Annotated in this window: 14 protein-coding genes and 1 pseudogene; 10 read left to right on the forward strand and 5 right to left on the reverse strand. The window is 46.4% G+C overall.

The features are described 5' to 3' along the window. Window positions 1-261: 261 nt before the first annotated feature. Window positions 262-1,470, reverse strand: a complete 1,209-nt coding sequence (locus tag JGK16_RS04800) for a hypothetical protein (protein ID WP_293175711.1) — start codon at window positions 1,468-1,470, stop codon at window positions 262-264. Window positions 1,471-1,822: 352 nt separating this feature from the next. Continuing rightward, entirely contained in the window at window positions 1,823-2,029 is a 207-nt protein-coding gene (locus JGK16_RS04805; RefSeq protein ID WP_293175709.1) for a hypothetical protein, read from the reverse strand. Between the two features lie 252 nt (window positions 2,030-2,281). On the opposite strand from JGK16_RS04805, the gene apcA reads away from it, so the two are divergent. The 4 genes from apcA to JGK16_RS04825 all read left to right on the forward strand — a co-directional run bounded on the left by apcA (window position 2,282) and on the right by JGK16_RS04825 (window position 5,613). Next, the gene (apcA, locus tag JGK16_RS04810; protein ID WP_265234273.1) at window positions 2,282-2,767 is read left to right on the forward strand and encodes an allophycocyanin subunit alpha; all 486 of its coding nucleotides are present in this window, start codon (window positions 2,282-2,284) and stop codon (window positions 2,765-2,767) included. Window positions 2,768-2,943: 176 nt separating this feature from the next. Next, window positions 2,944-3,429: an allophycocyanin subunit beta gene (gene apcB, locus JGK16_RS04815; protein ID WP_293144548.1), complete on the forward strand. Its 486-nt coding sequence runs from the start codon at window positions 2,944-2,946 to the stop codon at window positions 3,427-3,429. Between the two features lie 320 nt (window positions 3,430-3,749). Next, window positions 3,750-3,953, forward strand: coding sequence for a phycobilisome linker polypeptide (locus JGK16_RS04820; protein ID WP_006634929.1), 204 nt, complete (start codon window positions 3,750-3,752; stop codon window positions 3,951-3,953). Between the two features lie 439 nt (window positions 3,954-4,392). Further along, on the forward strand, window positions 4,393-5,613 hold the full coding sequence (locus JGK16_RS04825) for an FtsW/RodA/SpoVE family cell cycle protein (protein WP_293175707.1): 1,221 nt from the start codon (window positions 4,393-4,395) through the stop codon (window positions 5,611-5,613). A 73-nt stretch (window positions 5,614-5,686) separates the two neighbouring features. Here the strand turns inward: JGK16_RS04825 and JGK16_RS04830 are convergent, their stop codons facing one another. Together JGK16_RS04830 and JGK16_RS04835 are read right to left on the reverse strand one after the other, a co-directional pair. Beyond that, a complete protein-coding gene (locus tag JGK16_RS04830) occupies window positions 5,687-5,926 on the reverse strand; it encodes a hypothetical protein (RefSeq protein WP_293202833.1) in 240 nt (79 codons plus the stop codon). A gap of 50 nt (window positions 5,927-5,976) precedes the next feature. Beyond that, complete coding sequence (locus JGK16_RS04835; RefSeq protein ID WP_293175703.1) at window positions 5,977-6,630, reverse strand: Crp/Fnr family transcriptional regulator; 654 nt, start codon at window positions 6,628-6,630, stop codon at window positions 5,977-5,979. A gap of 535 nt (window positions 6,631-7,165) precedes the next feature. Here JGK16_RS04835 and JGK16_RS04840 point away from each other — a divergent pair. The 6 genes from JGK16_RS04840 (at window position 7,166) to JGK16_RS04860 (ending at window position 12,850) form a co-directional block, all read left to right on the forward strand. Beyond that, window positions 7,166-7,324, forward strand: coding sequence for a hypothetical protein (locus tag JGK16_RS04840; RefSeq protein WP_293175701.1), 159 nt, complete (start codon window positions 7,166-7,168; stop codon window positions 7,322-7,324). 167 nt (window positions 7,325-7,491) lie between these two features. Beyond that, window positions 7,492-8,391, forward strand: coding sequence for an Hsp33 family molecular chaperone HslO (gene hslO, locus JGK16_RS04845; protein ID WP_293189771.1), 900 nt, complete (start codon window positions 7,492-7,494; stop codon window positions 8,389-8,391). 180 nt (window positions 8,392-8,571) lie between these two features. Beyond that, complete coding sequence (locus JGK16_RS32690; protein WP_293175697.1) at window positions 8,572-8,826, forward strand: helix-turn-helix domain-containing protein; 255 nt, start codon at window positions 8,572-8,574, stop codon at window positions 8,824-8,826. Between the two features lie 20 nt (window positions 8,827-8,846). Beyond that, window positions 8,847-9,176, forward strand: a complete 330-nt coding sequence (locus tag JGK16_RS32695; RefSeq protein ID WP_325314819.1) for a hypothetical protein — start codon at window positions 8,847-8,849, stop codon at window positions 9,174-9,176. An 85-nt stretch (window positions 9,177-9,261) separates the two neighbouring features. Next, the gene (locus JGK16_RS04855; protein ID WP_293175695.1) at window positions 9,262-10,449 is read left to right on the forward strand and encodes a transposase; all 1,188 of its coding nucleotides are present in this window, start codon (window positions 9,262-9,264) and stop codon (window positions 10,447-10,449) included. Between the two features lie 331 nt (window positions 10,450-10,780). Next, on the forward strand, window positions 10,781-12,850 hold the full coding sequence (locus tag JGK16_RS04860; protein WP_293189772.1) for a hypothetical protein: 2,070 nt from the start codon (window positions 10,781-10,783) through the stop codon (window positions 12,848-12,850). Between the two features lie 29 nt (window positions 12,851-12,879). Here JGK16_RS04860 and JGK16_RS04865 read toward each other — a convergent pair. Further along, window positions 12,880-14,161: pseudogene (locus JGK16_RS04865) on the reverse strand (transposase). Between the last annotated feature and the right edge of the window lie 273 nt (window positions 14,162-14,434).

The following is a 14,434-nucleotide window of genomic DNA, read 5'->3' on the forward strand; positions in this document are numbered from 1 at the left end:
GGTTCGTAGTGAGGACTTTAGTCCGCATCATTTCTTAGAGGACAAAAAGGTTCGTAGTTAGGACTTTAGTCCGCATCATTTCTTAGGAATGAGAATTAAATAACTTACAATTTTAATTATTGTGGTATGGGCGTCCCGCCCGTCTATAAAGGACGGGCGGGACGCCCATACCACTTTTAAGAGTGTAAATTATTTAATTCGCGATCCTTAGAGGACTAAAGTCCTCACTACGAACCTATGGGGATACGGATTTAAGATTATTTAGCTTCCGACAATCTCGCCCTCAATTTCACCGAATTCGATTTTAATTCCCAAGGCCAAAGTTAGGGTACTTTCAGGTTCAATCATTTTCATGTCGCCTTGACTGTCTGTGGCCCACCAAGAGCGATTGCTCAAATTGATCAATCCTAAGGATAACTCGTTTGGCGATCGAGAATTCACCAGCGCTACCACGCCGCTAGACGCCGTAGCCGTTAAACTCGGGATGTCAGAGGTGAATAGCTGAGTACCCGCAGTCAGAGGGATAACTCGACTTCCCAATGTCAGCAAAAATTGACCGTTGGCAAAAGCATTGGCTGGCGATGCTTGTGATAAAATAGTCGGCGTAACCCGAGCGGAAGTTGCAGTAGGCAAGTCAGAGTTTCCAACTGTAATTGTACAGTTACCGATTCTCTTTTGGTCGCCCGATCGCAAATAACTCACCGCCCCGCTATCAAAATTCTCGCAAACAATTTGACCCCCTTCCAATTGAAACCGCATCGCTAAAGGCGAAACATGAGGAATGTAGATAATAGACAAATTTTCATCGCTACCAAAAGTCACCGGTTCCGCACCAATAGTCAGAGTGCGATTGGTTCCGCTATCGTAACTAATTACCAGCCAAGCTTTGTTAAACAAAGTTTCGGCCACAACTAGCATAATTCCAATCCAAAAGCCGATCGCACCACAGCCAGCTAAACGGCCCGCCGTACCCGACAAAGTATAAGCAAACAGAATAAACAAACAACCGCCCAAAAGACCTCCCACACCGCCACCACCCGCGCCGCGCAGCATTCCTAAATTAGGAATGCGTTTAGAAAGTCCAAGTCCTAACAAACCGCCAGCTATTCCCCAGCAAATCACTCGCAATAGTTCATTTTCGCCGTCGCCAATCCCGCTAAAAATACCTTCAGCGATTGCTCCAGAAATAGCCCCCGCAATTACACCAAACAATCCGCCATTTTTTAAAGATTGTTTGATTTGGGGCTTGCCTTTGATATAGTAATAGTAGCCGAACATAATTGCAGTAGCAATTCCGCCGCCTACCAATCCAAACCAGCGAGATGTGGACAATACACTGTCAAAAACAGATGTTGAATCATTGAGATGGTGCATGAAAGGTTCAGTGATGAGATTGCCGGCGAAACCGCCGACAGCACCGCTAATCCCAAACTGCAAAGCTTTTTTTAGGGCTGATAGATTTCTTTTCACGGCGCACCTGGTTAAAAGTGAGAGTCGATCGATTTTGGATTTTAGATTTTGGATTTTAGATTTCACCGATGAGTCTGGAAAATTGCACCTTAATCTAAAATTTGGGTTGCTCCGCGTCCGAGTGTGGGAAACTTGTATCCGTTTTTGGACGAGAGTCAAATTTAGCTACAAGCTTAAAAGTCACCATTTCCGATCGACACCTGTCACCCCTCAGTCTTCCGCACCTCTGTTTGACACAGAAGTTTTTTAGCCTCGCGCCGTCGCCTTCGGGACAAGCCGCTGAAGGTTCGATGGCTGTAATCCTTGCTGATATAAGATTTTAGCGATTTCTTGACTTTGAATTTTTAACGAATTAGACGCCACCGAGGGCCCAAAAATGAAAAGGAATGTTACAAACTATTACGGTAACACTCAGAATGTGAACATAATGCCTCAAAATACTTGCGAGAGGTAGTTGCGTTAGAGAAGCAATATCCTGACTAACTGCCGAACAGTCACTCGATCGCCACTTACGGATCTGCTGCAATCTCGATCGTAGATTAAAGATCGCATCAATCATTTGTGGTATTCTAAGCGACAGGCTCAGTGCGGCCACAAAAAAACGCACCGGCGTGAAGAACGAGCGTCGTCAAACAGCGAAGGCAGACACCCGGTAACAACTTCAGCAGTTGCAGGCTGTGGAAAGTCCACCCTTCCCCGTCAAAGCTCCAGCCACCAGCGAAGCGAAAGGTACGGGATGAAAGCGCCCGAACGTCGCTAGTTCAACGCGGAGCAGTTCGCAATTGCAAAATATCCAGCGGGTACACACAAGATGAGTATCGTCACCAAATCAATCGTCAACGCAGACGCTGAAGCTCGTTACCTGAGCCCAGGCGAATTAGACCGCATCAAGAGCTTCGTCACCTCTGGTGAACGCCGCGTCCGCATCGCCCAAATTTTGAGCGAATCCCGCGAACGTATCGTCAAAACAGCCGGCGACCAACTTTTCCAAAAGCGCCCTGATGTTGTTTCTCCCGGCGGCAACGCTTACGGCGAAGAAATGACCGCAACTTGCTTGCGCGACTTGGATTACTACCTGCGTTTGATCACCTACGGAATCGTAGCTGGCGACATTACTCCGATCGAAGAAATCGGTATTGTCGGCGTCCGCGAAATGTACAACTCTCTCGGAACCCCGATTGCAGCAGTTGCCGAAGGCGTCCGCGCTATGAAAAATGCAGCTTCTTCGCTGCTCTCTGGAGAAGATGCTTCCGAAGCTTCCTCTTACTTCGACTACGTTATCGGTGCGATGCAGTAAGGAATTTAGGTTTTTGATTATAGATTTTTGATTGAACAATCGAGGGTTACTGATAACAAGCCAAAAGCTTTTGCAGATAATCAACTACTTGTAAATCTCAAATCCCCAATCCCAAATCTAAAATTCTAGCTCCAAAATTGGACTGACTCAGCCACTTTCTAGGAAACAAGACAACCATGCAAGACGCAATTACCGCCGTTATCAATACCTCTGACGTTCAAGGTAAGTACCTGGACAGCAGCGCATTAGACAAGCTCAAGAACTACTTCGCTTCTGGTGAACTGCGCGTCCGCGCCGCTACCGCCATCAGCGCCAATGCAGCCACAATCGTCAAAGAAGCAGTTGCTAAGTCTCTGTTGTACTCTGACGTAACTCGTCCCGGTGGCAATATGTACACCACTCGTCGTTATGCAGCTTGCATTCGCGACTTGGACTACTACCTCCGCTACGCCACCTACGCCATGCTAGCTGGCGACCCTTCCATCCTTGACGAGCGCGTGCTCAACGGTTTGAAAGAAACCTACAACTCCTTGGGCGTGCCCATCGGTTCTACCGTACAAGCAATCCAAGCAATGAAAGAAGTCACCGCCGGTTTGGTCGGTTCTGACGCTGGTAAAGAAATGGGCGTCTATTTCGACTACATCTGCTCTGGCTTGAGCTAAATCTAAGGAAGAAGGAAGAAGGAAGAAGGAAGAAGGAAGAAGGAAGAAGGAAGAAGGAAGAAGGAAGAAGGAAGAAGATTTATTTCTTACCTCCTTTAACTCTTAACTTTTAACTTTTAACTTTTAACTTTTAACTTTGGACTTATTACCTTTAGCTTTGAAAGAAGTCAGGGAAATTGAGAGTGATTGCTAGACCGTCAAAGGCCAGTCGAGAACGCCCGACGAGTTTTAACGAGCTAGTTTTGACTCCTAACTCCCTGACTTCAATCTTTTTAAAATCCATCTAAAAATCTGTAAACCTACTCAGGAGTTTGTTTCCCATGAGAATGTTTAAAGTGACTGCTTGCGTCCCCAGCCAAACTCGCATCCGCACTCAGCGCGAATTGCAAAATACCTATTTTACTAAGCTCGTTCCCTATGACAACTGGTTCCGGGAACAGCAAAGAATTATGAAAATGGGCGGCAGAATTATTAAAGTGCAACTGGCTACCGGTAAGCCCGGAGCTAATACTGGCTTACTTTAAAATCCGAGAATGGATTGATAGAGGGGAAGAGGTCGCGATCGACCTCTTTTTTTGTTTGTTATGATTTTAGCTAGGCTGTTCCACATTAAAATTGGATATTTGAGGCGGGCTAGAAGCCCACCCCACAAGAGGTTGATTATTTCTTGACGTGCAATTTAAATGCTAATTAGCTGATAAGACTTATGCACTCGCCCACAAATAAACCGGGTTTTTAAATCGACATTGAGGGTTTTAAGCAAATATTTGGCTAAAAAACCCGGTTTTTGACCACCGCGAATTAAGCTGGCGTGCATCTGATGTTTACAATCTTGTTTCTTGAAATTCTTGTGGGGTGGGCTTCTAGCCCGCCCCCAAATTAAATTCAAATGCACAACAGCTTAACTAATGATAAAGTTCGCGAGCTCTTAAGCTCGCACTCATAACTCATAACTCATAACTAATGACTAATGATATTCGACGCTTCATTCCATTTTTTGACCCCAGCGCGTCGCAATGGGCTGCGGAGGCCCGATGGCTGCGGTGGCTGACTTTTTTGTGGCTGTTTGTAGGGCTGACAGCATTGTTTTCAGCTTCCTATCCCATTGCCAATTCCGAATTGGGAGACGGCCTTTACTATTTTAAGCGGCAACTAATCGCAGTGGCGATCGGGCTGGCGGGCTTTAACTTAATGGTTTACTCCCCCCTGCGTTACCTGATGAAAACAGCTCAGTTGGGAATTCTGGTGCTGCTGGGAGTGCTGTGGTTGACCTTAATTCCGGGAGTGGGAACCACAGTCAACGGCGCAACTCGCTGGATATCTTTGGGCCCGGTGCCGATTATTCAACCTTCTGAGTTGATTAAACCGTTTTTCGTTCTCCAAAGCGCCCGCATTTTTGGCAACTGGCCTCGATTGACGAATAAAGTTCGGTTTACTTGGCTGTTGATTTTCGGTGCGATGCTGTTGGGCATTTTGTTGCAGCCGAATTTGAGTACCACGGCTTTGTGCGGGATGACTTTGTGGTTGGTGGCTTTGGCGGCGGGCTTACCTTACTTGCAGTTGGGTGGAACGGCTATAGGGGGAATGCTGTTGGCGGTTTTAAGTATTAGTTTTAAGGAATATCAGCGCCGCCGGATTATGTCTTTTCTCAATCCTTGGGCTGATGCGATGCAGGATGGTTATCAGTTGGTTCAAAGTCTGCTGGCTGTGGGTTCTGGCGGGATTTGGGGCGTTGGTTTGGGGATGTCTCAGCAAAAGTTATTTTATTTGCCGATTCAGTACAGCGATTTTATTTTTGCTGTGTTTGCTGAGGAGTTTGGTTTGGTGGGAGGTTTCTCGCTGTTACTGATGTTGGCGGCTTACGCTACTGTGGCTTTGAGGGTGGCGATGCGGGCGCGGAATGCTGAGTCTCAGTTGGTGGCGATTGGGGTGATGGTGGTGATGGTGGGACAGTCGCTGCTGAATATTGGGGTGGCGACGGGGGTTTTGCCGACTACGGGTTTGCCGCTGCCGTTTTTTAGTTATGGCGGTTCTTCGATGGTGGCGAGTTTGTTGTTGTCGGGGTTGCTGATTCGGGTGGCTAGGGAGAGTTCTGAGGCTGAGGTGGTTTCTCTGGATGGACGGCGGGGACAGCCGTCCAAGCCGAAGTTGCGATCGACCAACGGCAATACACAAGCTGAGTAATTTGTCAAGTTATTTCCGCTAAAACAAGCCCATGAATAAGACGGTATAGACGCGGTTTCAACCGCCGTTTTATCTATTGCCGCCCGTCACCCTTATTTGGCGGTTCTTCTTGTTTTTCTTGAGGTTTAGCTGTGATATCAGTTAATTCTTTTTTGTCTGGTTTTGGTGTTTCTGGAGTTGAGTTAGCCATTGGTTTATTGTTTAAGTAGATGCACCGTTTAATTATATCTTTTTTGACTGCAAAGGTATTGCTGTAGATCGCGGGAGCAATATCGAGACCAACAATTCTCATGCAGTGGGGTTTGATAGCCAATACTCGAAGACTTTATGTAGAGTGTAGATGCGAATAGATAGATGTCGGTTCTAGACTGCTTGAGGGTTGCAGCCAAACAAATCGGAGGTGGACGCAAAAACACCTTTATTAAGTATTAAATGCCGATCGCCATCTCGACTGATTAACCCTTGCTGCTGCAATTTTCCCAACATTCGCGTTACCGTTACGCGAGTCGTGCAAATAGTATTAGCAATATCTTGATGTGTCAAGCGGATGCTCAAACGAGTTCCCTCAACCACAGGCTGACCGAAGTCCTGTTGCAATAATAGCAGAAGTTGATACAAACGGTCTTCTACTCGGCGCTGTCCGGCGATCGCCAAAATTGATTCCATTTGTCGCAGCCGCCGCACCATTTGAGGCAACAACTCGTGAGCCAATTGAGGAGAAGCTTCAATTTCCACCATAGAATACCACATCAAATAAACGTCTGATGTTGCCGTAGCTCGGTAAGTCTGCAAGGAAGTCAACCACAAACCGAAACACATCGAAGGCCCCACCCAACCCAAAAGTCCTTCTTCTCCGGTGGGATAAAGGGTACTCAGTTGTGCTAAACCTTGACAGACGCGCCAAAGGCCTTGGGACATTAAAGGAATGGTTTCGCCCTTTGCATAAAAATGCAAGTTTCGAGTTGCTCCTGTGTTATGCTGGACTTCCGCTAAAAGTGCTTTCGATGTTGGTGGCATATCCGTTATTTCCAGCTAAAAAACATTAGTGTGAGACCTAGCGATCTCACTCTAACCGACCCAGGTAAAGGTTAGGTGATCGTTAGGTTAGCGGGAGTATAAGCTTTATCTACATTCAAATTCTGTATCAACAATTACTCAAGCTATGAGTGTGACATTGCTCAGAGTATCGTCGGAATATGTAATTTAAATGCTCAATAGCTTAAATTCTAAACATTATTTTAATCCCAATACGGTTCAGTTAAGACTTTCAATATAGATAAAATAACGATGTATAAAATAGACTTTGCGATTGCTTTCCTACGGCTCACGTTCATAAGATGGTTCCTTGCAACGACCAAAAAATACTAACCAAGCGTATTGAGTTAAATGCGAATTTGATATCACATACTCTTAAACTTTCAAGGTGATTAATTGAGCAATTTCTTCAGTCTAAAAATCTAAAGCCATCTGCTTTAGACTTCGGGAATTACTTGCACATCATCAAGTTCGGTGACTGCTTCTTCCAATCTGAGCCAGCGAACAACAGCGGTAAATGCGTGACAGCGTGCAGGAATGTCCCGCGCGATCGAATATTCGCCAAAAACCAGGCGTTGCTGATTTACGGTATGAAAGGCTAAATATGCCAGTCATAGAAACCAGTATCGACAAAGCTTGGGGATTTTCAACTTATTTTTTTTCATACCCTGATTAAGCAACGCAATTTTTATATGATGAGAATAAAACGGCATTGCGTCGCAGCCCCCGCACCCTGAGGAGTCGTGAAGCTCGATCGCCCTTCCGAACTGACCATTTGCTGCGACAACCTTCAAGAACTTCTAAAATAGTTCCAGCAGTATCAAAAGACAAGTCAGGTTTTTCATGGCCGATCAATTAATTCGCGCTACAGCCGCAGATGGTGGAATTCGCGCTGTAGCCGTCATTACCACCCGCCTCACCGAAGAAGCAAGAGGGCGGCACAAGCTCTCCTACGTCGCTACAGCAGCCCTCGGACGCACAATGTCAGCAGGGCTGTTACTCGCTTCCAGCATGAAGCGGCCCGAATCGAGAGTCAACATTCGCATCAAAGGAGATGGGCCCCTAGGCGGACTTCTGGTTGATGCGGGACTTGATGGCACGGTTCGAGGTTATGTCAGCAATCCCTCAGTGGAATTGCCGCCCAATGCTAAAGGCAAACTTGATGTCGGCGGCGCCATCGGTGACGGCTATTTGTATGTGGTGCGCGACGCTGGATACGGCTTCCCTTACTCAAGTACGGTAGAATTGGTTTCCGGCGAAATTGGGGACGATCTGACTCACTATTTGGCAACCTCGGAACAGACTCCTTCGGCTCTGGTTTTGGGGGTGTTTGTGGGGGCGGCGGGGGTGCAAGCTTCTGGGGGCGTGCTGTTGCAGGTTATGCCGAAGGCGGCGACGGATGAAGAACTTGTGCAAACTCTAGAATCTAGGGTGACTGCACTGTCGGGCTTTACGCCGTTGCTACAATCGGGCAAAACGCTGCACCAGATTCTGGAAGAGTTGCTGGGTGATATGGGCCTGGAAATTTTCCCGGAAACTCAGATGGTGCGCTTTCACTGTGGCTGTTCGTTCGATCGAGTTTTGGGAGCTCTGAAAATGTTGGGTGAAGCCGAACTTCAAGACATGATCGAAAAAGATGGCGGGGCTGAGGCTACTTGCCATTTCTGCAATGAGGTTTACAAGGCTAACACCGAGGAACTTGCCGAACTGATCGGGGATTTGCGATCGAATTCCGGTTCTTGAGACCATAATGTGTAATTGGCTCTATTGAGTGCGAGTTGGGGATGACCGAAAAACCAGGAGCAAGCCCCTGGCGACCGACTTGGGGATAAGCCGGAGGCGACTTCAGTCGCCTAGAACTCTACGTCGAGGAATTTGAATAAACGGAATATTATTTATTCAGGCTGGTTGTAAAATGGTGCAATGTTGAATCTCACCTACGAATACAAACTCATTCCCACCGACGCACAACGCGAAACTATCGACCAGTGGCTGACTATCTGCCGCAAGGTCTACAACTTTGCATTGCGAGAACGGAAGGATTGGGTGAACTCCCGTAAGTGTGATGTCAACTCATGCAGCATCCGGCAGGAATACATTATCCCCGCTGATGCACCCCGTCCAACCTTTGCGCGGAGCGTGCAAAACGCTTTCCCAGGCAAAGCAGTTGATTCCTGAACTGAAGCTACCTCATACCCATGTCTTGCAACAGGTGTTGCGCTTTCTTAGAGGCAGCGTTTGTGGCGATGTGCGATCGGGGGCACGGGTTTCCTAGGTTTAAAAAGCCGATGCGCTCATTTGTGTTTCCGCAATTAAACCTAGAATCCGTTCAACGTTTTGAGGGTGCAGACTGGGTTAATTTGCCTAAGATTGGCCCCGTCAAGATACATCTATCGCGCCCGATTTTAGAGGGGTTTGAAGTTAAGCAAATTCGTATTGTGAAGCGAGCATCTGGTTACTATGCCATGCTCACTTTGCAATGTGATGTTGAAGTTCCTCAAGCATTGCTATCGGGACAATGGGTCTAAAGCCCCGTCCTTATAGGACGGCTTTAATTATTCCTGACTTTTTTGGCAAAACCTAGTATAATAGAGCAAGAACAAAAGTAAAAAAATGAAAGCAAGGTATCAATACAGATTTTATCCAACCGACCAACAAAAACAGAGCTTGGCTCAATTATTTGGTTGTGTTCGAGTGGTCTGGAATGATGCACTTGCACTTTGCAAGCAATCTGAAAAGAAACCCAAATCAGCAGAACTTCAGAAACTAATAATCACTCAGGGTAAGCAAACAGAAAAGAGGGCATGGCTGAGTGAAGTATCGGCAATCCCCTTACAACAGTCAATAGCAGACTTAGAGACAGCGTTTAAAAACTTCTTTGAGTCTTGCAAGGGACAAAGAAAAGGGCGCTCAAGCGGCTATCCCAATTTCAAAAAGCGCGCAAACAGTCAGTCTGCAAGATTAACTCGCGGGGGGTTTTCAATCAAGGGAGATGGGGTTTATTTAGCCAAGATTGGAGTTGTTAATCCAGTCTGGTCTAGGAAATTGCCGTCAGTTCCTAGTTCTGTAACCGTTATCAAAGACTGTGCCAATCGCTATTTCTTAAGCTTTGTTGTAGAGATTAATCCCGATCTAGTCGAAGCCAAAAACCACAGCATCGGCATCGATCTGGGCATTAAAACCTTTGCAGTAATGAGTGATGGAACATCAGCTCAAAGCCCAATCTACAAGCAGCTAGACCGAAGAATTCGCTCTCTTCAACGCAAGCTAGCAAGGCAACTCAAAGACTCAAAACGCCGAAATAAAACCCGGCTTCAAATTGCCAAACTGCATAACCAAATTGCAGACACGCGCAAAGACTTCCTGCACAAACTGTCAAGCAAAATAGTTAACGAAAATCAAGTAATTGTTTTAGAAGATTTGAACGTGTCTGGCATGGTCAAGAATCGCAAACTTGCGCTTAGCATTAGTCAGCAAGGATGGTATGAGTTTAGGGTACTGTGTGAGGCTAAATCTGAACAGCTAGGCAGGGAATTTAGGGTAATTAGTCGCTGGGAACCTACCAGTCAGGTGTGTGCAGATTGCGGGTTTAAGTGGGGCAAATTAGACCTCTCTATTCGTTCGCTGTTGTGCCTTAATTGTGGCACTCAGCAAGACAGGGATTTGAATGCTGCGAGAAATATAGAAAAAGTCGGGATAGGGCATTGCCACGACTCTAAACGGGCGCAGAGGGGACGTAAGACTACTTCGGTAGCAGACCCCTGTGAAGCGTCAAGAATCACCGCACTTTTAGGGCGGTGAGTATGTCAACTAATCACGAAATTTTGTTTGGGGCGTTGTGGGCGATGGCGTCGGGCCCCGCAAGCTACGGCTCTTGCAGTGTTCCGCCTGCAGGAGTATTTCATTCAGTTGACAGTTGACAGTTGACAGTTGACAGTTGACCTCTACCTAGAAGGAAGTGGATTGGAGTAATGAATAATCTTCTTTTAAATTATCCCCATAAGGGATAGGCTTGAAACCAATTCTTTCTGGTAAAAGTGATGGATACATTCTATAGAGCAGTGGATATCAGCGATCGCAGTTTTAAAATAACTAACACTGGCTGGTTGCTGTTTGTGGTGAGCGGAGATTTATGAGTCAAGATCGCAAAACACCAGGCCGTTGGTCTGCATCAGAATCCTTGGAGTCAAAAAAGGATACTTCCTCGCTAGTGCCAATTCCAGCCAGGAAAAATCGCGCTGAGCGACTTAAAGAAATCCGAGATTTGGTTACTTCAGGAAAACTGCCGGGAGGGCATCTGGAACAGCAGCCGAAAGAGTCTGGAGAAAACTCGCAACCGCCACGTGACCCCTATCGGCTGTGGCGCTTCTGGTCGAAAAAATGGCAGTTTTGGCTGGCGGTGAGTTTGCTGATGTCGGTGGGTATGGGGTTTGTGGCAATTTCGTCTTTGCTAAACCTAACCTCGCAGTCGAATTGCTCGAAGATTTTTTGGCCGACGGCTTCTGCTAACGATCGCTTTTTTTGCGCTCAAGAAGCAGCCAGCAAGCGGACGGCGGATGATTTGCTGCGGGCGATCGAATTAGTGAACGCTTTGCCCCAAGATCACCCGCTACGATCGAGAATTAACGGTCAGATCGATCGCTGGTCGCAGGATATTCTCAGGTTGGGAAATTCTAGTTTCCAAGAAGGAAAGCTGGATGAGGCGATCGCGATCGCCCGCAAGGTTCCTCAAGACGTTCCCGCTTACGCGACGGTGCGACAGCAGATTGAAAAGTGGCAGTCAACATGGAGCGATGCAGAGAAACTTTACCGCACGGCAGAAGACCACTTGCGTCAGGAAGAGTGGGGGCTGGCTTTCCGCCAAGCTACTCTGCTGTTGGATACGGGAAATACTTTTTGGGAATCGACGAAGTATGAGGAACTCACTAAGGTAATTCAGACGACAAAGGCTGAGGGTAATAAGTTGGTAAAAGCCAGGAATACAGCCTCGGAGGGAGGGCTGGACAATCTGGTGACGGGGATTAAGCTGGCTCAGGGCATCGATCAAAAGAGTTATTTGTATCAAGCTGCCAATAAGCTGATCGCGGAATTTAGCAAGAAAGTGATGGCGATCGCCCAAAAACGCTTGCAAGCAGGCGATTGGCAGCAGGCGATCTCGATCGCTAACAAGATTCCAGAGGCTGCAAATTTAAAGGAACAAGTACAGGATTTTAACGAGTTGGCTCAGGCTACGGCTCAGGCTTTGACCGGCTCTGTTGATGGTTTGTCTAAGGCGATCGATCTCGCTCAAAAGTTGAAAGACGGCCGCCCTTTGTACAAACAAGCTCAAGATTTAGTCGGCCGCTGGCAGCAAGAAATGGCTGATGTGAAAATTTTGGATTTGGCAAGTAGGCTGGCAGCGCCGGGAGGGGTCAAGGACTTGAGGGCTGCGATCGCCCAATTGCAAACAGTCCCGGAATCAAATCCCCGCTCTAAGGAAGCTCGGACTCAAATCGATCGCTTGAGCCGTCAAATCGAACTGCTAGAAGACAGTCCGTACCTGCAAAGAGCTAACGATTTAGCGACTACCGGCGATCCAAATTCTCTGGAAGCAGCCGTAGCTCAAGCTTCTCGGATCGGCCAAGGAAGAGCGCTTTACGGGGAAGCTCAAACCAAAATTCAAGCTTGGATCGAGAGAAGACAGCGCCTTCAAGACCAGCCGTTTTTGGAGAGAGCTCAGCAACTAGCGGCTAGGGGTAATTTGGCCGAGGCCATTGAGATGGCACGCCGGATTCGATCGGGACGGGTGCTATATGAGGAAGCTCGATCGAACATTCGGACTTGGGAAGCTCAATTGCAGGGCGAGCAAGGCTTGCAGAGCGCCCGTCAGGCCGCCCAAGCGGGAACTGCTGACTCCTTGCAAGCAGCAATTACGCTAGCCCTTCAGGTACCCGATACGAGTTCGCTCCGCTGGCAGGCTAGTGAGGCGATCGAGGAGTGGAGCCAGCGAATTTTGGCGATGGGTGTGGAACAATCGTCGTCGGATCTGGCTGGGGCGATCGCGACTTTGAAGAAAATTCCCTCGGGTTCTCGGGCTTTTGAGCAAGCGCGATCGCAAATCAAAATTTGGGAGGAATCGCTGAATCCTCCGGCTGCTGAGTCACCGACTGTGGCTCCCGAACCCCCGGAAACCGAGCCACCAAGCCGGTCTCCGAGCCGTTAGGCTATAGCTGGTAAAAGTATAGTCATCTATTACATGACATGGGAGGCATTGAGTCCCTCCCCTTTCGCTTTCACTTTGAGCGGATTAACCCGCCTCGGCTGAGCTACACAGCTCCCTATCAAGAGTGCTAAAAGCATTTGGGATTGCTTTTCTTAAGATATTATAAGACCCATTAACATCGGCATTAATCAATCGACCCAACGACGTTTTGTACAATCCTCTCTTAATTCGCGAACCGCTAAATGTGACATCCTGAGATCCAATATTTCCGTAGACAGGAATTGGATCTAAATTCAGAAAGTTCGATTTGGAAGTATAGGATTCCTCTTGCTCTATTACCTTTATTCCAACCAATTCAGCTTTGTATTTCAACATTTCAATTAGCCGAGCATGAGGAATATTGACAAAGTTTTGATTGGTTCTCTTGCCTAAATTAATCTCATTTTTCCATTGTAAGTTTTTGCCAATTACTAGCATCCCTATCTTTTGTGATGCGAGCAGATTGATTATCTGGCGACTGGTATGATGCAAGTAATTATCAACTTTTTGATGGCGGCAACGAGTTAGGCGCCCAAGACGTGATGACGAGCAGCGGTTTCCTTTTAATTGAGATTGCAGTTGTGCTTTACGTTTGTTGTAGAATTGATTAATTGATTTGAGTGGTCGCCCGTTTATCAGTAAAGGGACAAACCCCGGCTGATTTGAAGTTAGCGCTACTAAATTATTCAATCCTAAATCGATACTACCTACTAATTCTTTTTTGTTTTCGATGGTGGGCTCCGGCTGAGTACAGGCATTGTAAATTACCTCAATTACATAGGAATCACATTTTGGCACTAATCTAATTTGACAAATTTTCTCTGGTTTGACCTGGGTTTTAATTAAAATATTAGTACCGGAAAGCTTGATAATTCCTTTCTTGAGTTCCTTGCTACTAATGGCTTGAATCGTATAGACTAGAATATTCCGACCCTTGACTTTATCTTTGTACTTCGGTAATTTCGGGCGACCGCTAAATTTTGTGGGGTTATTTTTGTAAGCTTTGACTGCTTCAAAAAAAGACTTCCAATTTTTGTCTAATATCATTAATATTTGTTGACTTACCTTGGCTGGCAATTCTTTGTATGCTTGATGAGATTTCATCAAACGATTCATTTCGTTGTAATTGATATAACCCCATCCGTAAACAAAACTTTGACGGATAATGTAGTTAGCGGCGTTATACAAATTTTTGGATTTAAAGGCTAGTACATCAATTTCAATAAAACGGTGTTCGGTGGATTTAATGATGTGTCTCTCTGCTAGTTGCATTTAGACTCTCCATTTTTTAACGATCGCTATAATTCTCGCTTGTTGACCTTCTGACTATATGATACTACCATTGCTTACTATTGCTTGCAAACTTAATGAAGTTTTATAATACCATTTTGGATTTGGGATTTTTAAGTTTTCCGTAAGGTGTGTCGCCATAGCCAATCTTCAAAAAAGACCGACAATCTAATAGCGACGCACCAGGGAGCTTCAACAGTTATAAGACAACCCTCAGTGTGAGATTGTCGATTGAATATAAAAATTGTTGATGGC

This window comes from Microcoleus sp. PH2017_09_SFU_O_A (genome assembly GCF_020738625.1).
In the GTDB taxonomy this organism is placed as follows: domain Bacteria; phylum Cyanobacteriota; class Cyanobacteriia; order Cyanobacteriales; family Microcoleaceae; genus Microcoleus.